Origin of the sequence: Maribacter sp. MJ134 (assembly GCF_003970695.1) — a bacterium.
Lineage (GTDB): Bacteria > Bacteroidota > Bacteroidia > Flavobacteriales > Flavobacteriaceae > Maribacter.
This window is the reverse complement of sequence record NZ_CP034570.1, coordinates 1,117,415-1,136,494: the sequence shown is the minus strand read 5'-3', so window position 1 is coordinate 1,136,494 and position 19,080 is coordinate 1,117,415. Positions and strand designations below refer to the sequence as shown.

Sequence of the window (19,080 nt, the reverse complement as noted above, 5' to 3'; positions counted from 1 at the left end):
CAAACAAGTAATTATGAATAAAATATATAACCCCAAAATAGCAGACTGGAAGGACGTTTTAAGGCGACCTACACAAACCGTGGCCGCTATTGAGGATACTGTGAACAGCGTGTTTTCAGCGGTAAGAGAAGAAGGTGATAGTGCTGTTTTAAGGTATACAGAGGAGTTTGACAAGGTGAAATTAAATTCAATTTTGGTATCCGAAGCAGAACTGAAGGAAGCAGAAGGATTGGTTGCTGATGATTTAAAGGCAGCTATCGATTTGGCAAAATCAAATATTGAGGTCTTTCACAAAGCACAGAAGACCGATAGAATAGAAGTAGAGACCACGGATGGCGTGCTATGCTGGCAAGAAAAACGGGCTATTCAAAAAGTAGGCCTATATATTCCGGGAGGTACCGCTCCTTTATTTTCTACAATCCTTATGCTAGCTATACCAGCGGCCATTGCCGGTTGTAAGGAGGTTGTACTCTGTTCTCCGCCCAATAGCGAAGGAAAATTGGACCCTGCCATATTGTATACCGCATCACTTTGTGGTGTAACTAAAATTGTAAAAGTTGGCGGCATACAGGCTATTGCCGGGATGACCTTTGGTACAGAGACAATTCCGCAGGTCTATAAAATATTCGGACCAGGTAATCAGTACGTCACGGTCGCTAAGCAGATTGCTACCAAATTTGGTGTGGCAATCGATATGCCCGCTGGCCCAAGTGAACTGTTGGTAGTAGCAGATGATTCGGCCAACGCAGCCTTTGTTGCTTCAGATTTGTTGAGTCAGGCAGAACATGGTGTGGACAGTCAGGTAATCCTAGTATCTACCTCTAAGAATATGATAGATGCTGTTGCGGATGAAGTTGCCCTGCAGTTAGAAGACTTACCCAGAAAAGAGATTGCTCAAAAAGCCATTGCCAATAGCAAGCTTATTCTTGTTGAAGATGACCAAACAGCTATTGATTTAATAAATGAGTACGGACCTGAACATTACATTGTCTGTGTCTCTAACGAGGATTTCTATGTAGAAAACACTTTAAATGCGGGCTCCGTGTTCATAGGGAATTACACCCCGGAAAGTGCAGGGGATTACGCGTCAGGCACCAATCATACGCTACCTACAAATGGCTATGCCAAACAGTATAGCGGTGTTAATTTGGACAGTTTTATGAAGAATATGACGTTTCAAAAGATTTCACGGGAAGGCATCCAGAATATAGGCAGTGCTATTGAATTGATGGCCGAGGCAGAAGGATTACAAGCACACAAAAATGCGGTTACACTTCGTTTGAATAGTTTAAAATGAGTTTTGATCTAGATAAAATAATACGTGAGAATGTAAAGGGCTTAAGTCCCTATTCCTCTGCACGTGATGAATATGTATCCGATGGTTCTCGAATGGTGTTTTTAGACGCCAATGAGAATCCCTTCGATAATGGTGTAAATCGGTACCCGGACCCAAAACAACGAAGTTTAAAAGCGCTTTTGGCAGCACAAAGGGGTATTGGGGAAAACAATATTCTTTTAGGTAATGGTAGCGATGAAGTATTGGACTTGTTATTTAGAGCTTTTTGTGAGCCTGGAGAAGATAATGTAATCACCTTACCACCTACATACGGTATGTACGGTGTACTTTGTGGTATTAACAACGTAGCAAACAGGTCTATTTTATTAGAGGCGGATTTTCAGCCTAATGTAGAAGCTATTTTAAATACAGTAGACAAGAATTCAAAGCTTGTTTTTATTTGCTCACCTAATAACCCTACTGGCAATACGATTACTGCTCACAAAATAGAAGAACTCTTAAATACCTTTGGAGGATTGGTGGTGATAGATGAAGCGTATATTGATTTTTCTTCAGAACGAAGTTGGGTCACTAAATTGTCGGAATACCCTAATTTGGTGGTGACACAGACCTTGTCCAAGGCCTACGGTATGGCAGGAATTAGGCTAGGTATCTGTATTGCTTCAGAAGAGGTAATCGGGGTTTTAAACAAGATTAAACCGCCTTATAACGTAAACGAACTAACGCAACAAAGGGCTAAGGAGCGTGTATCTAACGAGAAAGTAGTACAAAAAGAAATTACTGCCATTCTTAAAGAACGCCAACTACTTAAAGATGCATTAGCAGGCGTATCCTTTGTTACTAAGGTTTACCCTTCAGATGCGAACTTTATTTTGGCCAAGGTGGATGACGCTTCCATCCGGTACCAACAACTATTAGAAAAAGGAATTGTAGTTCGTAATCGTACCACACAACCCTTATGCGAGAATACCCTCAGGTTTACCGTGGGAACGCCAGACGAGAATAAAACATTAATTAAAGCTTTAAAATCAATAGTATGATTGAAGATAAAAGCTCCCCCGTGGGCAAAGGAGGAGGCCGTCGCGTTCTTTTCATTGATCGTGATGGAACCATCATTAAGGAGACCGTTGACGAGCAAATAGACGCTTTTGACAAAATGGTTTTTTATCCTAAAGCCTTTACCTATTTGGGGAAAATAGCCAAAGAACTAGATTATGAGTTGGTAATGATTACCAACCAAGATGGTTTAGGAACGGATGTATTTCCGGAACACACATTTTGGCCTGTGCATAATTTCATTATAAAATCATTCGAAAACGAGGAAGTCGTCTTCGATAAGGTTTTTTTAGATAGAACTTTTCCTCATGAGAACGCAAACACAAGAAAACCTGGTACTGGACTATTAACGGAATATTTTTCTGAAAGCTACGACCTCGGAAATTCCTTTGTCATAGGTGATCGGTTAACAGATATAGAGCTAGCCAAAAACCTTGGGGCCAAGGGTATTTTTATCAATGATGACACCAATCTAGGCACGGGTGAAATTACGGTAAAACGAGAGGAGCTTGATGCTACTATCGCCCTAGAAACCAATGATTGGGAAAAAATATATGAGTTTTTAAAACTTAAAGCACGTACGGCGGATATCACAAGAAAGACCAACGAGACGGATATTTGTATTGCACTAAATTTAGATGGTACCGGTAAAAGTGATATTAAGACCGGACTTGCTTTTTTTGACCATATGCTTGATCAGTTGGCGCGTCACGGACAAATGGACCTTACCATCAAAGTAAATGGAGATTTAGAGGTAGACGAGCATCATACCATTGAGGATACCGGTATAGCTTTAGGGGAAGTTTTTGCTAAGGCTTTGGGAAATAAATTGGGTATTGAGCGCTATGGATTTTGCTTACCCATGGACGATTGCCTTGCTCAGGTAGCAATAGACTTCGGAGGGCGTAACTGGTTGGTCTGGGATGCAGATTTTAAGAGGGAAATGGTAGGGGACATGCCCACTGAAATGTTTCACCATTTCTTTAAATCATTCACGGACGGTGCCAAAGCCAATTTAAATGTAAAGGCCGAAGGAACAAATGAGCATCATAAGATTGAGGCTATCTTTAAAGCTTTCGCCAAGGCTATAAAAATGTCCGTTAAGCGCGATGTGGAGAAAATGGTGTTGCCGAGTACAAAAGGGCTATTGTAGAAACGATCGGAGATTTAATAGTATAGAATGAAAATTGTTATTATAAATTATGGCGCTGGTAATATTCAAAGCATCAAATTTGCTATAAAACGATTAGGTTTTGAAGCAATTCTGAGCAGTGATATCCAAGAGATACGAAATGCGGATAAGGTCATCTTTCCTGGAGTAGGTGAGGCCAGTAGTGCTATGAAGAAACTCCGTGATAGCGGATTGGATACCATTATTCCCACCTTAAAACAGCCTGTATTGGGCATCTGTTTGGGAATGCAGCTTATGTGTAAGTCTTCGGAAGAAGGAAACACTAAAGGCTTAGGTATTTTTGATGTAGATGTGGTCAAGTTTACCAATGATGTAAAAGTTCCGCAGATTGGGTGGAACCAAATTACAGGTTTAGAATCAGATTTGTTTAAAGGAATCCAAAACCAAGAGCATATTTATTTAGTCCATAGTTTTTATGCACCGGTTTGTAATGCCACTATTGCTTCATGTAATTATGGTATTCCTTATAGTGCTGCTTTGCAAAAAGATAATTTTTACGGGACCCAATTCCACCCAGAGAAAAGTAGTGCAGTTGGTCAAGAGATATTGGCTAATTTTTTAGAAATGTGATGGGTAAAGATTTTTTTATTTCAAATGATAAGAACTTACTGAATATAAAAGCAATAAAAAGCTTTATAGCGGATGAATATTGGGGTGATGGAAGAACAATTTCAGATGTAGAAAAAACTGTCAAAAACTCCTATTGTTTTGGAATATATAGCCTGGATAATGAACAAATCGGTTTTGCAAGAGTAGTTACCGATTATATCTATTTCGGTTACCTTATGGATGTGGTCATATTTGAACGATTCCAAGGAAAGGGATATGGAAAAAGTCTTATTGAACATGTATTGCAGGACAGCGTTATAAAAGGACTCAAAACAATAGCGTTGAAAACTAAAGATGCCCATGGTCTATACGAACGGTATAACTTTAAAAAGATTGGTAATTCTCCACTATGGATGAGTATTGACAAACAAAAATTAGACTAATAGAATGAGAATAATACCTGCCATAGATATCATAGATGGTAAATGTGTTCGCCTTTCTAAAGGGGATTATGATACCAAGAAAATATACAATGAAAACCCGTTGGAAGTGGCCAAGCGTTTTGAAGCCCACGGTATTCAATATTTACACTTGGTAGATTTGGACGGCGCAAAATCCAAACATATAGTTAACCATAGTATTTTAGAGCAAATAGCCTCAAAGACAAGTTTACAAATAGATTTTGGAGGAGGTTTAAAGACTGATGAAGACTTGCGTATCGCCTTTGAAAGCGGAGCTATCCAGGTTACGGGTGGAAGTATTGCGGTGAAGAATGCGGAAGTATTTTTGGGTTGGATTGCCAAACATGGTTCCGATAAAATCATTTTAGGCGCAGACGCTATGGACGAAAAAGTGGCCGTTTCTGGATGGCAGGAAGAATCTAAAGAGGAACTCATACCGTTTATCGAACAGTATCAGTCCAAAGGTATTCAGTATGTTATTTGTACGGATATTAGTAAAGATGGAATGCTGGAAGGCCCATCGTTTGATTTGTATCAAAAGATTTTGAGTAGTACGTCTAAAGAGCGACCGTTAAAGTTAATTGCTTCCGGTGGTATATCTACCTTTGACGAATTACCCAAATTGGCAGAATTAGGTTGTGAAGGTACCATTATCGGAAAGGCAATATATGAGAACAGAATCAGTCTTAAACAATTGGAAACATATATTATAAGTCGTGGATAAAGAAGAACAATTAGTCCAGGAATTGGTGAACAATGCGCTTTATCGTATGGATGAGAGTACGCGTATGATTAAAAGAAGTCTGGAAAAAGTAAGCGATGAAGAATTATGGTCCAAACCTAATGCTTCCTTAAACAGTATCGCTAATTTATTGCTGCATTTATGCGGAAATATATCACAATATATTATTTCCTCATTAGGGGAAACCGAGGATAAAAGAAAACGAGATGCAGAATTCACTACTGTTGGAGGATTAACAAAAAAGGAGCTGCTACAAAAGCTTGAAGAAACCGTGGACATGGCCAAACGCATCATTTACGATACCGATACCGAACAATTTTTGAAAAAGAGGCAAGTTCAAGGATTTACCTTTTCCGGAGTTGGTATTGTGCTGCATGCAGTGGAACATTATTCGTACCATACGGGACAAATTGCATTTTGGGTAAAACAGTTGAAAAACATTGACCTAGGGTTTTATGACGGTATGGATTTAAATATTAAAAACAAAGATTCATAATGCTAGCGAAGAGAATTATAACATGTCTGGATATTAAGGATGGAAGAACAGTAAAAGGCGTTAATTTCGTTGATTTGCGTGATGCTGGTGACCCGGTAGAGCTAGCAGCCATTTATAGTGAGGAAGGCGCAGACGAGCTAGTTTTTTTAGATATTTCCGCTACGGAACAGAAACGAAAAACCTTGGCAGAGTTAGTATATAAGGTTGGTGAAAGAATAAATATTCCTTTTACAGTAGGAGGAGGTATTTCTTCTGTGGCAGATGTGGATATCTTATTACAGAATGGAGCGGATAAGGTGAGCATCAATTCATCTGCCGTCAAAAATCCGCAGTTAATAAACGATCTAGTAGCCAAATTTGGATCTCAATGTATTGTTGTGGCTATTGATGCGAAACAGATTAACGGTAATTGGATAGTGCATTTAGTAGGTGGTAAAGTACCTACGGAACTAAACTTGTTCGATTGGGCAAAAGAAGTGGAAGAAAGAGGGGCAGGTGAAATTCTATTCACCTCTATGGATAATGACGGCACTAAAGACGGATTTGCCAACGAAGCACTGGCAAAATTATCCACAAGCCTTAAAATTCCCATAATTGCTTCTGGAGGAGCGGGAAATATGCAGCATTTTACCGATACCTTTGTTGATGGTAAGGCAGATGCTGCCTTGGCAGCCAGTGTATTTCACTTTAAGGAAATAAAGATTAAAGATTTAAAAGAAGAATTACAGGAAAAAGGAATTCCAGTAAGACTATAGAACTTGGCTCTTTTTTGATTTATAGTCTTTTCTAAAGAGCACCATCAACAAAAAACGAACAACAAACAACCATGATTATGAAAGTAGATTTCAATAAGAACTCAGACGGATTAGTCCCAGCAATCATCCAAGATGCACGAACCAAAAGTGTATTAATGTTGGGGTATATGAACGAAGAGGCATTAGCGAAAACGCAAGAATCCGGCAGGGTTACTTTTTTCAGTAGGTCTAAACAACGTTTATGGACAAAGGGGGAGGAGAGCGGTAATTTTCTTCATATCATGGACATTACCAATGATTGCGATAAAGACACCCTTTTAATACAGGTGAATCCCGTTGGACCTGTTTGCCATACGGGAAGTGATACCTGCTGGAACGAGAAAAACGAATCCCAATTTGGATTCTTCTCCGAGCTTGAGGATACCATTCAACAGCGTCGTACTGCTGCCGATGGTGAAAAATCCTATGTGGCTTCCCTATTTCAGAAAGGAATCAACAAAATAGCCCAAAAAGTTGGTGAAGAGGCTGTAGAAACGGTCATAGAGGCTATGGATACTAATGATGACCTTTTCCTTTATGAAAGTGCAGACTTGTTGTTTCATTATCTCATATTATTGCAGGCCAAAGGTTATACCTTAAGAGATATTGAAAAGGAACTAATGAAGCGTAAGAAATAGCAAAAGCTCTACGCATCCGCTATAATAAGGTCTTTAAATATTCACGGTTTTTTAAAAGGAAAGATTTTAAAGAAGGTTAGGCTACGCCAAAGCCATTCTAGCGGACCATAATTATAATACGATAACCATATTTTACTTAGCCATACTTGAATCGCAATGAATACTAATGCAATTAAAAAAGTATATAGTTGGCGTAATTCTCCAATGAGACCAAATCCCCAGCCATAAAGTAATAGGGAGCCTATAATACTTTGCAATACGTAATTGGTCAATGCCATTCTGCCATAGGGTGCTAATTTGGACAACCACCTTTCCGGTTTGGTCTTCTTATAAAGTATTACGAAAATAGCGATCCAAAGAAAGGTCATCGCCATATTACCAATATCTACAGCGGATAAGCCTACCATTGCAAACCAACTATCCAGACCGCCATCTGGGCCTACTTGAGAGAATGCCGCAGCAACAAGTCCCAAGGAAACGACGAGGATTACGGAAGACCAAATCACGGTATTCTTTAGTAATTTTTTGTGGTTCCTGTAATTTTTAAAGTATTCTTGCCGTCCTATGAACAACCCTATAAGGAAAAAGGCGAAGGTAAAGTATCCCCTTCCAAAAATACTGAACTGATAATCGGCCTTATCCAAATGGCCTTGTAAGCCATTAGCTTTGAAAACATCCCAAAGACTTCCTTCTTTCAATACGTTATAATAATCAACGACCCATGCCGCATTGTTATCCATTTCTGGACTACCTCCCCAAATACTATCCGTTCCAATAAAAAAGTAAACGATATACCTAGCAATGCCTAAAAACAAAATTGCGGAAATTGCGAGTAGCCATTTCGATTTAATTCTATAAAAAGGGATTAGGAAAAGGCCAAGAAAAGCATAAATGGTTAAAATATCTCCTCTATAGAAAAGGCTGTGAACATATCCAATTGCCAATAAAATAATCAGACGCCATAGAAATCGGCCTCCGAAGGGTTTCCCTTTTTTTGCGCCATTATCCATCTGAATAAAGAAGCTCAGTCCAAATAAAAAAGAGAACAAGGCGATAAACTTTCCTCGGAGAAAAAAGAAGATTAAACCATCAATAATATTATCTATCATCCCAACATGAACTGCGTCGTTAAAGCTTTGGGGCGACATGGAGCCTATATAATTCTCCGTCATATGACAGATTAGAATTCCCGCGAGGGCAAGACCTCTTAGGGAATCAATGATTTCTATTCGAGCGGATTTTGATGATGACATAGGGTTTGATTTTGATTGATGTAAGTGATTGAATAACAATACTATCCGTTAAGATAATCATTATTTTTCGGGACTACCACCAGACCACGAATAATTTTTCATAAAGGCCATTAGCTTTTCGCATCCATACCATAGGCGCCCTTTCTTGTATCATACGCAGATTAATATCCATAAGTATTTCAAAATGCGAAGACCAGCTGACGTTTTCATGGGTCGCTACTACCCATTGTGATTTAAAAGGAATATAATAACTGTAAGAACTAAATTCTTTCCGCTTAAAGTCCTCAAATTTCAACCAGAATCCAACAAGACAATCCTTGTTCAGCGGTCTAATGTGTACCTTATTAATGCCATAGGGGTAAAACAATTGTGCTTTGTAGCAAACTTGATGGTCAATCTGTTCTGTAGATAATCCCATTTGTTCCAATGCTGAAACTGCCGGAGCCGAACGCAACAAGGGAATCTGTTCTTTCTTGATTTTTTCCATCTTGGTAAAAAACATGTCGCGACGATTAGGTCCCATCAGTTGATGAACAGGTGCTGTAATATTGGTATCGATGATGTAGAATTTATAGGTGAGTTCTACATGTACCAAAGCATGTGTAGCCTGTTCCCTTAGTATAAAATCTATCTCTCCTATAGTTTGTTTGCCCGCCCTTACGGGGAGGTTGTGCAAGACCACATCGTATTGCGTATCATATGCTAGCAGTTGTTTACAGAGATATTCCATTTGATGCCCTAATCGAATCCTTTCTGGAATAGGTTCTGGCTGAAAATGCTTTAACTGCAGTTCTGGAAATGCAAATTGTTGGAGCCCAAATTGCTCATTGACCCATAAAGGTGGGGTATTTATAAATCCGATACATTGTTGAAGCAACATGAAATCGAAGTTACTACAAACCTTTAAGTTTTCTTAAAATAAACGAGGGCTAATGGGAAATGTATTATTTTTATACTATGCCTATGAATATAAGAAAAGGATTCCGTTTCGTTCCCTATGAAGCACCTGAACAAAGCACTTTTGATAAGCTTTTTGAAATTTTTCAGGAACTCATTACCCATACTTCTGGAGATTTTGATGAGGCCATAGATTGGTTACGCGAATTGGATAAGGAATACGAACTCACCGATGACGATTACACCATTGAAGATTTTATAGAGGAATTGAAGGCCAAAGGTTACATCCGAGAAGAATTTGAGGACGGTGGCGGTGAAATGGGCGAAGATGGTGAAGAAGGAAAAGGACCCGGTAATGGAGCCATTTCCATAACTGCTAAAATGGAACGTATTATAAGACAGCGCGCTTTGGACCAAATATTCGGAAAACTGAAGCGTAGCGGTTCAGGGAACCATAAGACGGGAAAATCCGGTCAGGGTGATGAACATACGGGCGATTTTAGGGAGTACCGCTATGGAGATGGTCTGGAACATATTTCCATGACGGAAAGTCTTAAGAATGCACAGGTAAATCATGGTATCGGCAGCTTTCAGTTAAGTGAAGAAGATTTAGTGGTGGAAGACACCCAGTACAAAGCACAGATGAGTACCATACTGATGATAGACATTAGTCATAGTATGATTCTTTATGGTGAAGACCGTATAACTCCTGCGAAAAAGGTAGCTATGGCGCTTTCCGAATTAATTACCACGAGATATCCCAAGGATACTTTGGACATTTTGGTCTTCGGAAACGATGCCTGGCCCATATCCATAAAGGAATTGCCTTATTTAAAGGTTGGGCCTTACCATACCAATACGGTAGCCGGCCTACAGCTGGCCATGGATATGTTACGACGTAAACGAAATACCAACAAACAAATTTTTATGATAACCGACGGCAAGCCTAGCTGCTTGCGTATGCCAGATGGCACCTATTATAAGAACAGTGTTGGCCTGGACGATTACATTGTGGAAAAGTGCTATAATATGGCACGGCAGGCACGGAAAATGCATGTCCCAATCACTACCTTTATGATTGCGCAGGACCCTTATTTGATGAAGTTTATCAGGGAGTTCACGGAGGCTAACAAGGGAAAAGCATTTTTTACCGGTCTTAAAGGTCTGGGTGAAATGATATTTGAGGATTACGAATCCAATAGGCGTAAAAAGCTACGATAATGATGACTCCTCTATAAGATGATATGACTGTAAGTTACGTAGGGAGGTATTCCAATTGAAAAAGAAAAAGATTGAAAATAACTATGAATTTGAATTATAAAGAAATTACTACACTAGGAGCGCTTAAAAAATCCGGTTATAAAACAAAGTCCATTAAGGACGAATTACGGGATAATCTTAGAGAACGCATAAAATCAGGGGAAGAAACCTTCACGGGAGTATGGGGTTATGAAAACTCCGTAATTCCTGAATTGGAACGCGCTATTTTATCAAGGCATAACATTAACCTATTAGGGCTTAGAGGTCAAGCTAAAACACGTTTGGCCAGATTAATTGTGAATCTGCTGGACGAGTGGGTGCCGGTAGTAGAAGGTTCTGAAATAAATGACGACCCCTTAAGCCCTATGTCGCGCTTCGCTATGGAACTCATAAAGGAGAAAGGAAATAAGACACCTATAGCCTGGTTGCACCGAGAGCAACGCTTTTCTGAAAAATTGGCCACGCCAGATGTTACCGTTGCAGATTTAATTGGCGATGTGGACCCTATTAAAGCGGCGAACCTAAAACTTTCCTATGCGGATGACCGTGTCATTCATTTTGGAATGATTCCGAGGGCAAATCGCTGTATTTTTGTGATCAACGAGTTACCTGATTTACAGGCACGTATACAAGTATCGCTCTTTAATATATTGGAAGAAGGCGATATCCAGATAAGGGGTTTTAAGCTACGCCTACCTTTGGATATTCAATTTGTGTTTACGGCAAATCCCGAGGATTATACCAATAGGGGAAGTATCGTTACGCCTTTAAAGGATAGGATAGGCTCTCAAATCTTGACCCATTATCCAGATGATATAGAAACGGCCAGAAAAATTACCTCTCAAGAAGCGCATCTGGACGATAGACAGTCTAATGCAGTCTATGTACCGGACATCGCCAAGGATTTATTGGAACAGATAAGTTTTGAAGCCAGGAACAGTGAATATGTAGATGCTAAAAGTGGGGTCAGTGCCCGTACAAGTATTACAGCGTTCGAAAACTTGCTGAGTACGGCGGAACGTAGAGCTCTCTTAACGGGAGCGGACAGTACCATGGTACGTTTAAGTGATTTTCTAGGGGTAATCCCCGCCATTACGGGTAAGATTGAGCTGGTCTATGAAGGAGAGCAGGAGGGGGCCGATGGCGTAGCGGCGATTTTAATCGATGACGCGGTAAAATCCCTGTTTCCCAAATATTTCCCTGAAATAAATAAACTGGAACGTAAAGATGCCGAAACACCGTATGACGAATTGTTACACTGGTTCTTTCAAGGTGAAGGCTTTGAATTGTTAGATGATTTTACGGACGAGGAATACAAACGCTCGTTGGACGGTATTCCAGAACTGAACCAGCTTTTAAAGACCCATCAACCGGATTTTCCCAAGGAAGATGTGTATTTTCTGAAGGAATTGGCACTGTGGGGATTGGTTTCGTTTAAAAAATTAAGTAAACAGCGCTTTGAAGATGGGTATCAATTCAAAGATTTATACGGTAGTTTTATACGCGGACTATAATTCAAAAGCCTTCCAAATTGGAAGGCTTTCTTCATAGCAATTATTTCCCACTATAGCTGATATGCAGGCAAGTTGAAAATAAAAGAACTTCCTTCCTTTGGTTTGCTCAATACGGTGATGGTCGTGTCGTGCAAATCCATAATTTTTTTAACTATGGCCAAACCTAGCCCATACCCTTGTTTCTTGGCACTCTTGTCCACTTGCTTATAGCGGTCAAAGATAAATGGCTGTTCGTTCACCGGAATTCCCGTGCCGGTATCGGTGATATTTATTTCAATATTCTTTCCTTTTTTAAGTAGACTTAGCGTTACTTTTCCGCCCTTTTCGGTATACTTTATTGCGTTTTCAATAAGATTCTGTAGGGCTCGCTCTACCAAGCTTACATCCGCAAAAACCATACAATTAGCTTCTGGATTATCCAGGTTTAGTGTAATGGATTTTTGTGCCGCCAAAACCTTGAATTTGGCAATGAGGTCGTGTGAGAGTTCGGTAATTGAGAAAGGCTCCTTGATGGGGGTTACTTGCTCCGCTTCCAATTTGGAATAATCGAACAATTGATTGATAAGGTTAGACAGTTTGTCAATATTATCGTGGGTAATCCGTAAATACTCTTGTTTTTGTTCCTCGCTCAAAGAATCCCGCTTTATTTGCAAAGTTTCCACATAGCCTTTTAAAATGGCCAAAGGTGTTCGTAAATCATGGGATACATTAGCAATGAGTTCCCTTCTAAGGGTGTCTACGGATTTCATCTTATCCATGTTATCTACTATGGTATCCGCCATTTCATTAAAGGAATGGGCAAAGACCTCAATGTCCGATGCTTCCGGGTTCGGTATTCGTATGTCTAAATCCCCCTCTTGAAATTTTCTGACCGTTTGCGTGATCAAGCGGAGATTTTTGGTCAAGAACCAAATGCTTAGTATACCGATTAATGCTGCAAAAAGCATGGTGAGCAGGGTTGCACCTACACCAAGTTTGGTGAAATATTGCCCAAGAAGATTATCGCTTATGAGCTGAAACTCTTTTCCTGCAAGGATAATGTAAATAAAACCTTCCTTACCATCTACATTAAAGGGTGCTGCGGAGAATATTTTTTGCTCTTCAGGATTCAAAGGGTCATCACCCAAAACAAAGGTAGCCCCATCATTTCTAATAAATTCGTTTATAGGTGCTAAGGATACATGTTTTGCAGGCTCATTTTCATTATGTTCCAAAACCACGGAATATTGAATTTCCCCAGCTTTATTTAATAAATACACTTCAATACTGCGATTTACGGCCATCATATCGTGCATTAAATCTCCAAAAAGTGCTTTGTTAACGCTACCATCCGCTAAAAAAGGAGAGGCATCCTGAAATTTTTCCTGAATTACATGCTCGGCTACATTTGCATTGACACGTTGTGTTATGGCCTGATTGTGTTTGTTGGTGAGATATCCCGTAATAAATATATAGGAGGAACCCATTAACAATACAAGCAGTATAAAGGCTACCCATAATTTCTTCACCAACTTCGGTGTCAATGTTTTTTCAGTGGTACTCATGCGCTAATATCTTCGTTGAATTTGTAGCCCACTCCCCAGGTGGTCAATATATAGGTAGGATTGGCCATGTCCGATTCTATCTTGGCCCGTAGTCTGTTGATGTGAGAGTTTACGGTATGCTCATAACCTTCAAAATTATACCCCCATATCATATTCAGTAACTCTGTTCGGGTATAATTTCGGCCGGGGTTAGAGGCCATTAAGACCAAGAGTTCAAACTCCTTCGGGGAAAGGTCTATCCTTTTGTCTTCTAGCAATACTTTACGCTTATCTATATCAATGAAAAGCCCTTCTGATGCGATAACCGAAGAATCGGTCGCTTTGTCAACAGTAGCGTTCGTACGGCGCATTACGGCTTTTATTCTGGCTAGTAATTCTCTAATACTAAAGGGTTTGGTAATGTAATCATCAGCTCCGATTTCCAGCCCCAAGACCCTATCGATTTCCTCTGATTTGGCGGTTAGCATGATAACAGGGGTATCCTTTTCCGCTCTTAGTTTTTTGCAAATTTCTACACCATCCAACGTAGGCAAGGTCAGGTCTAGAATAATTAAATCAAAATCGGTGTTCAAAGCCAATAACAAACCCTCGGCACCATCAGTAGCCTTTTTGGTCTTGTAGTTTAAATCGCTTAGATGTATATCCAAAAGTTTTATAATTTCCGGATCATCTTCTATAATGAGTATTTCTTTCATAATGGAACTTTACAAAGCAAAACAAAAAGTATCACACAAATGTCACAGCGTAATAGGTGTTGGTGTATTGCCATGACTAGAGGCAACAAACTAAAAGTCAAGCTTCTAATGTATTCCTTACAAAAACAGGTGTTTTTAATTGAAAAGCGTCCTAGAATTATAATGACCGGATAATCACATTTAGTTCCAATGATCTACGTGTTGGTTCATATCATCGAAGAGGTAAGTTCCTATCAATTCTTTTCTGTAACCAAAGATCAGCAAAGTGAGTACGATAAGGGATGCATATAGGACAAGAATTGAAAGTCCCACAGGAAAAAAGGTTTTCGGGAACAATGAATTTTCATAGTCAAAATAGGAGAGTATGATAAAAAGGGTATCAAAGAATTTAAAACAATAAACCAACAGAAGAATGTATAACGAATATTCTAGATTTCGCATTTTAGGGCTTCCGAAGAGGTTCTCCTTTACTTTGTGCCAAAATTGATAGAGATAGCTAAAATGTATTAGCGATAATATGGGAATAATATAATTATCAACTTTAAAGACATAAAACCTATTGCTGTATAGTCCATAGAAGTTAGAGAAATCCAATAACAAAAGGATACTTATAGACAAGACAAGAGCAAGCTTCCAAGTAATGGTTACTTTAGTAGTATTCATTTAAGTAGGTTTCGGGGTCTGGGAACCGTAATCTATAGCTAAAACGTTAGGAGTATTACTTTTATTTCAATAAAATCGATGAACTACGGATACTATTGAAAATAGTTTATGAATGATTGACAATCAATTATCTATTGAAAAAAAATAGGGCTGGTGACCCAACCCTATGCTACTTTATACTGTTCCTAGTTTAGGACAACCATCCTTTTTTGATAGCGGTATTGGCCAATAGCACCAGCGCTATACCAATAATTAACACCATTATGGGCATGATCATGGCACCTGGACCATATACTTCAAAATTGTTACTCATAAAGAAGGAATGGGACATTTGTGCTAAAATCCCTATCAGGGAAATGATAAATACGGGTTTTGCCCATTTCTTTTTTAACAAAAGCGCAATACAGCCTAAGGCACCGCCCCATACCGCAACGGCAAATGCACCAGTTACCCAAGCGGGTTGCGATTCGTAGAGCAGACGCTCTGCCTGACTCATTTGCTCTAAGGTCTCAATGCTCATATAGGCTTGTCCTAGGTAGGCCATGACACCGGCCAAGTTCCAAAGAAGTGCAAGTGCACTTACAATCCAAAACCACATGGGTGGCTTGTTCATTGAATTTGTCATAATATTTTGGTTTAGGTTAAATAGTTGGGTTAATTTACAAAAAAGAAACTAGTCATAGCTGTACTATTGATTGTTGCCTTAACCGCTTTCAATGAACGAGGTAGTATCTTTAAATTATCATGAAACAAAAACGTTATTACTATATCGTACGATTGGCCTATTTAGGGTTTAGATTCAGTGGTTGGCAAAAGCAACCCGGGCAGCGCACCATTGAGGGCATGCTTCAAAAAACGCTAAAATTTATACTTCCAGAGGCTAATTATAAAATTCTTGGTGCGGGAAGAACAGATGCGAAGGTGTCTTCGTTAGACGCGGCATTTGAACTATTCATTGCAGAAGAACCACTACCGGATTTAAACGAATTCATACAACTTTTTAACCGTAATTTACCTCCGGATATTAAAATAACCTCGATTACGGCTACCGATAAGGAGTTCAATATTATTCAGGATAGTAAAAGCAAAGAGTACATTTATTTGTTTTCTTTTGGAACAAAGAACCATCCGTTCTGCGCTCCTTTTATAGCCAATATTATAGAGGAATTGGATGTAGACCTCATGATCAAGGCAGCCAAGCTATTTGAAGGAGAACATGATTTTTCTGCCTATACCGCAAGATTACAGCCCAACGCAAAAGTCATACGGCATATTGATTCCTGTGAAATTACCAACAACACCTATTTTGATGCCACTTTTTTTCCAAAGCAAAGTTATGCCCTTAGCGTTCGTGGTGAAGGATTTATGCGCTATCAAGTACGTATGATGATGGGTGCGCTAATACAATTAGGCAAGGGAGCGTATGACATCGCAACCATAGAAGCTTCTCTTAAAACGGGTTACGACGGACAACTTAATTTTGTTGCCCCAGGCTCCGGACTCTTTCTGAACGGCTTGGATTTTACGCAATGATCCAATTAAAAATACCCAGAGACTTACCCCGAGCATTTTCTTATGGTGACATAGCCGCTTTTAGTATCTTTAGGTAAAATTAGTGTCATGGCCCAAAAAAGAAAATTAAGTCTTCCTAAAAGAAAAAAGAAAGTCTCCCGAGTACAAGGGAAGATGGGGAAAGCACCGGGCACGGTAAGTTATTTGGGTACCAAAGAGAAGGGGGAAAGCATAGTACACGTTATGGAATACAATGCGGATTCCTTTAAAATGTCCGACCCGTTAGATCTTAAGACCATCGTGAACCTAAAAGAATCTCCGGACACCTCTTGGATAAACGTTGTAGGGATTACGGATGAGGCATTTATTGAGGAATTGGGGAAACGATTCAATCTAAATCCGTTACTTCTAGAAGATGCGATTAATACGGACCAAAGACCTAAGATTGATGAGTATGAAGATTATATTTTCGGTGTGTTTCGAATGTTATACCTCAATCAACAAGATGAAATCGTAGGGGAACACATCGCTATGGTACTAATGGAAAAGACCGTACTGGTTTTTCAGGAAGTTGAGGAAGATGTTTTTGATGGGGTACGGAACAGGATACAGTCCAAATTGGGAAGAATAAGGACCAGGGGCGCGGATTACCTGTTTTTTGCCATGTTGGATGCCATCATAGATAATTACTTTTTGGTATTGGAACAGATCAACCACAGGATAGAAGTGCTCGAGGACGAGGTGTATACCAATCCTAAACCTGTAGTAGCCCAAAATATACAACAGCTAAAGAAAGAAGTCCTAAAAGTAAGACGGTGGATATTCCCGGTCAAGGAACTTATCAACCGTCTTATTGAATCGGAACATCCGCTCATACACCAAGATACCAAACTGTTCTTAAGGGATGCTTTGGACCACACCTTAGAAATAAACGAGAGCCTACAGATCTATCGTGAAATGAGTATGAGTCTTATGGAAATGTATATGAGCAACATGAGTAATAAAATGAACGAGGTCATGAAAGTGCTGACCATTATGGCATCCATATTTATACCCTTAACGTTTATTGCCGGGGTGTACGGAATGAATTTTGACCACATACCTGAACTTCATTGGGAAAACGGCTACTATTACGTTTGGGGCCTCATGATCGTACTCTTCTTAGGAATGTTAATCTATTTTAAGAAAAAAGACTGGCTTTAACATTCCTTATGTTAATTCTTACCAACTTCTGTTAAACACCGTTAAATCACTTGACATTTTTCCATATACCCTTATATTAATAGTGTTGGATAATTAAATACATATTCTTTTAAAGGCATTCCGCCAGTAAGGTCGATACTCTTTCGGCCACCAAGAACTTCACTCCAACAATTACACATTTTGTTTAACTTTTAAAAAATCAAATTCATGAACTATTTGAATATAGATGAAAAAAAATTATTACCAACTGTCAAAGAATTGAATACCCTTTTGGCAGATTACCATATGTACTATCAAAAATTAAGAAACTTTCACTGGAATATCTTAGGACATAATTTCTTTGATTTGCACGAAAAATTCGAAGAATTATACGGAGAGGCGAGAGTAAAAATAGATGAGATTGCCGAACGCATTCTAACATTACGTTACCATCCGATAAGTAATTATTCAGAATACCTGAAAACATCATCCATTAAGGAAAGTGATACCAACTTAAGTGATGTGGAAATGGTAAACGAGTTGCTAGAAGCCCATAGTTTATTATTAAAGCAAATGACTACGGTGGTAAATAAGGCAGACGAAATTAATGATGAAGGTACCATTGACCTCATTGGAGCTTACATACGAGAATTAGAAAAGAACAGTTGGATGCTCGATGCCTGGAACAGAAAAAATTCAGAGCGATTGAAAGAAGCTACCGCATAGTAGAACACCCAATAGTAAAAATAATTAATAACTCTAAAAACAATACATTACAAATGAATACTAGAAAAATAAATATTTTAATTGCAAGTTTAATGATGACGACCGGAGTGGCTATTGCCCAAGATAATCCTACCGAGGCCTTAGAAACCACCCAGTCCAAAACATATACGGTAAACACGGGTAACGAAATGGTAAAACGTACCGTGGAGATAAGCACCATGCGAAACACCGCAGTACAGTTGAACGAAGAGGACAGTACAAAAATTGACCAATCCAGAGTAATGGATAGCGTTGCTAAAATCACCAAAACGGTAAAAATCGATAATGACGCGGACGATGCTTTTGACGAGAAAATCGTATTTACCTATAATTCGGACATGCCAGAGGATTTTGTGCTGATATCGAATAAAAATGAGCTAGCCGTGGCCATTGACGAGGGAGAAAACCTAAAAATCGTTGAAAATATGAGTTTGAAATCCAAAAATGACTTTGCGAACAAACAGACCTATATTTTCACGGATAATAACGGAAAAGAGATTGAATTCTTGGTGGAAGAATACACTAAACAAAGCATGAACATGTCAGATTCCAAATAATAGGACCTACATA

General features: G+C 39.2%; 20 protein-coding genes and 1 pseudogene. 15 read left to right on the top strand and 6 right to left on the bottom strand.

The window, feature by feature from the left end:
* Positions 1 to 13: 13 nt before the first annotated feature.
* The 9 genes and pseudogenes from hisD to hisIE form a co-directional block, all read left to right on the top strand.
* Entirely contained in the window at positions 14 to 1,297 is a 1,284-nt protein-coding gene (gene hisD / locus EJ994_RS04995) for a histidinol dehydrogenase (RefSeq protein WP_126591491.1), read from the top strand.
* The gene (hisC, locus tag EJ994_RS04990) at positions 1,294 to 2,337 is read left to right on the top strand and encodes a histidinol-phosphate transaminase (protein ID WP_126591490.1); all 1,044 of its coding nucleotides are present in this window, start codon (positions 1,294 to 1,296) and stop codon (positions 2,335 to 2,337) included. The genes hisD and hisC overlap by 4 nt, the downstream gene beginning before the upstream one ends.
* Positions 2,334 to 3,506, top strand: coding sequence for a bifunctional histidinol-phosphatase/imidazoleglycerol-phosphate dehydratase HisB (gene hisB / locus EJ994_RS04985; RefSeq protein ID WP_126591489.1), 1,173 nt, complete (start codon positions 2,334 to 2,336; stop codon positions 3,504 to 3,506). The genes hisC and hisB overlap by 4 nt, the downstream gene beginning before the upstream one ends.
* A 27-nt stretch (positions 3,507 to 3,533) precedes the next feature.
* Positions 3,534 to 4,115, top strand: coding sequence for an imidazole glycerol phosphate synthase subunit HisH (gene hisH / locus EJ994_RS04980; RefSeq protein ID WP_126591488.1), 582 nt, complete (start codon positions 3,534 to 3,536; stop codon positions 4,113 to 4,115).
* A complete protein-coding gene (locus EJ994_RS04975; protein WP_126591487.1) occupies positions 4,115 to 4,537 on the top strand; it encodes a GNAT family N-acetyltransferase in 423 nt (140 codons plus the stop codon). Before hisH ends, EJ994_RS04975 begins: the two co-directional genes overlap by 1 nt.
* A 4-nt stretch (positions 4,538 to 4,541) precedes the next feature.
* Positions 4,542 to 5,279, top strand: a complete 738-nt coding sequence (gene hisA / locus EJ994_RS04970; protein ID WP_126591486.1) for a 1-(5-phosphoribosyl)-5-[(5-phosphoribosylamino)methylideneamino]imidazole-4-carboxamide isomerase — start codon at positions 4,542 to 4,544, stop codon at positions 5,277 to 5,279.
* Entirely contained in the window at positions 5,272 to 5,793 is a 522-nt protein-coding gene (locus EJ994_RS04965) for a DinB family protein (protein WP_126591485.1), read from the top strand. The genes hisA and EJ994_RS04965 overlap by 8 nt, the downstream gene beginning before the upstream one ends.
* Positions 5,793 to 6,548, top strand: a complete 756-nt coding sequence (gene hisF, locus EJ994_RS04960; protein WP_126591484.1) for an imidazole glycerol phosphate synthase subunit HisF — start codon at positions 5,793 to 5,795, stop codon at positions 6,546 to 6,548. Before EJ994_RS04965 ends, hisF begins: the two co-directional genes overlap by 1 nt.
* Before the next feature lie 62 nt (positions 6,549 to 6,610).
* Positions 6,611 to 7,225: pseudogene (gene hisIE / locus EJ994_RS04955) on the top strand (bifunctional phosphoribosyl-AMP cyclohydrolase/phosphoribosyl-ATP diphosphatase HisIE); the annotation flags it as partial.
* Positions 7,226 to 7,266: 41 nt separating this feature from the next.
* Here hisIE and EJ994_RS04950 read toward each other — a convergent pair.
* Positions 7,267 to 8,478, bottom strand: a complete 1,212-nt coding sequence (locus EJ994_RS04950; RefSeq protein WP_126591482.1) for a DUF418 domain-containing protein — start codon at positions 8,476 to 8,478, stop codon at positions 7,267 to 7,269.
* 73 nt (positions 8,479 to 8,551) lie between these two features.
* On the bottom strand, positions 8,552 to 9,358 hold the full coding sequence (locus tag EJ994_RS04945; RefSeq protein WP_126591481.1) for a DUF1853 family protein: 807 nt from the start codon (positions 9,356 to 9,358) through the stop codon (positions 8,552 to 8,554).
* Positions 9,359 to 9,435: 77 nt separating this feature from the next.
* Between EJ994_RS04945 and EJ994_RS04940 the strand changes: the two genes are divergently transcribed.
* Together EJ994_RS04940 and EJ994_RS04935 are read left to right on the top strand one after the other, a co-directional pair.
* Positions 9,436 to 10,596 carry a vWA domain-containing protein gene (locus tag EJ994_RS04940; protein ID WP_126591480.1) on the top strand — a complete coding sequence of 387 codons (1,161 nt, stop codon included), beginning with the start codon at positions 9,436 to 9,438 and terminating at the stop codon, positions 10,594 to 10,596.
* Between the two features lie 83 nt (positions 10,597 to 10,679).
* Positions 10,680 to 12,149 carry an AAA family ATPase gene (locus EJ994_RS04935; protein WP_126591479.1) on the top strand — a complete coding sequence of 490 codons (1,470 nt, stop codon included), beginning with the start codon at positions 10,680 to 10,682 and terminating at the stop codon, positions 12,147 to 12,149.
* A 50-nt stretch (positions 12,150 to 12,199) separates the two neighbouring features.
* Here the strand turns inward: EJ994_RS04935 and EJ994_RS04930 are convergent, their stop codons facing one another.
* From EJ994_RS04930 to EJ994_RS04915, 4 genes are all read right to left on the bottom strand, one after another.
* Positions 12,200 to 13,693 carry a sensor histidine kinase gene (locus EJ994_RS04930; protein WP_126591478.1) on the bottom strand — a complete coding sequence of 498 codons (1,494 nt, stop codon included), beginning with the start codon at positions 13,691 to 13,693 and terminating at the stop codon, positions 12,200 to 12,202.
* Entirely contained in the window at positions 13,690 to 14,388 is a 699-nt protein-coding gene (locus tag EJ994_RS04925; RefSeq protein ID WP_126591477.1) for a response regulator transcription factor, read from the bottom strand. Before EJ994_RS04925 ends, EJ994_RS04930 begins: the two co-directional genes overlap by 4 nt.
* A gap of 180 nt (positions 14,389 to 14,568) precedes the next feature.
* Positions 14,569 to 15,051, bottom strand: a complete 483-nt coding sequence (locus EJ994_RS04920) for a hypothetical protein (protein WP_126591476.1) — start codon at positions 15,049 to 15,051, stop codon at positions 14,569 to 14,571.
* A gap of 190 nt (positions 15,052 to 15,241) precedes the next feature.
* The gene (locus EJ994_RS04915; protein ID WP_126591475.1) at positions 15,242 to 15,676 is read right to left on the bottom strand and encodes a hypothetical protein; all 435 of its coding nucleotides are present in this window, start codon (positions 15,674 to 15,676) and stop codon (positions 15,242 to 15,244) included.
* Positions 15,677 to 15,795: 119 nt separating this feature from the next.
* On the opposite strand from EJ994_RS04915, the gene EJ994_RS04910 reads away from it, so the two are divergent.
* The 4 genes from EJ994_RS04910 (at position 15,796) to EJ994_RS04895 (ending at position 19,067) form a co-directional block, all read left to right on the top strand.
* A complete protein-coding gene (locus EJ994_RS04910; RefSeq protein ID WP_126591474.1) occupies positions 15,796 to 16,584 on the top strand; it encodes a tRNA pseudouridine synthase A in 789 nt (262 codons plus the stop codon).
* Positions 16,585 to 16,671: 87 nt separating this feature from the next.
* Positions 16,672 to 17,766 carry a magnesium/cobalt transporter CorA gene (gene corA, locus EJ994_RS04905; protein WP_126591473.1) on the top strand — a complete coding sequence of 365 codons (1,095 nt, stop codon included), beginning with the start codon at positions 16,672 to 16,674 and terminating at the stop codon, positions 17,764 to 17,766.
* 207 nt (positions 17,767 to 17,973) lie between these two features.
* Positions 17,974 to 18,471, top strand: coding sequence for a Dps family protein (locus EJ994_RS04900; protein WP_126591472.1), 498 nt, complete (start codon positions 17,974 to 17,976; stop codon positions 18,469 to 18,471).
* 53 nt (positions 18,472 to 18,524) lie between these two features.
* Complete coding sequence (locus tag EJ994_RS04895; protein ID WP_126591471.1) at positions 18,525 to 19,067, top strand: hypothetical protein; 543 nt, start codon at positions 18,525 to 18,527, stop codon at positions 19,065 to 19,067.
* The last annotated feature ends 13 nt before the right edge of the window (positions 19,068 to 19,080 follow it).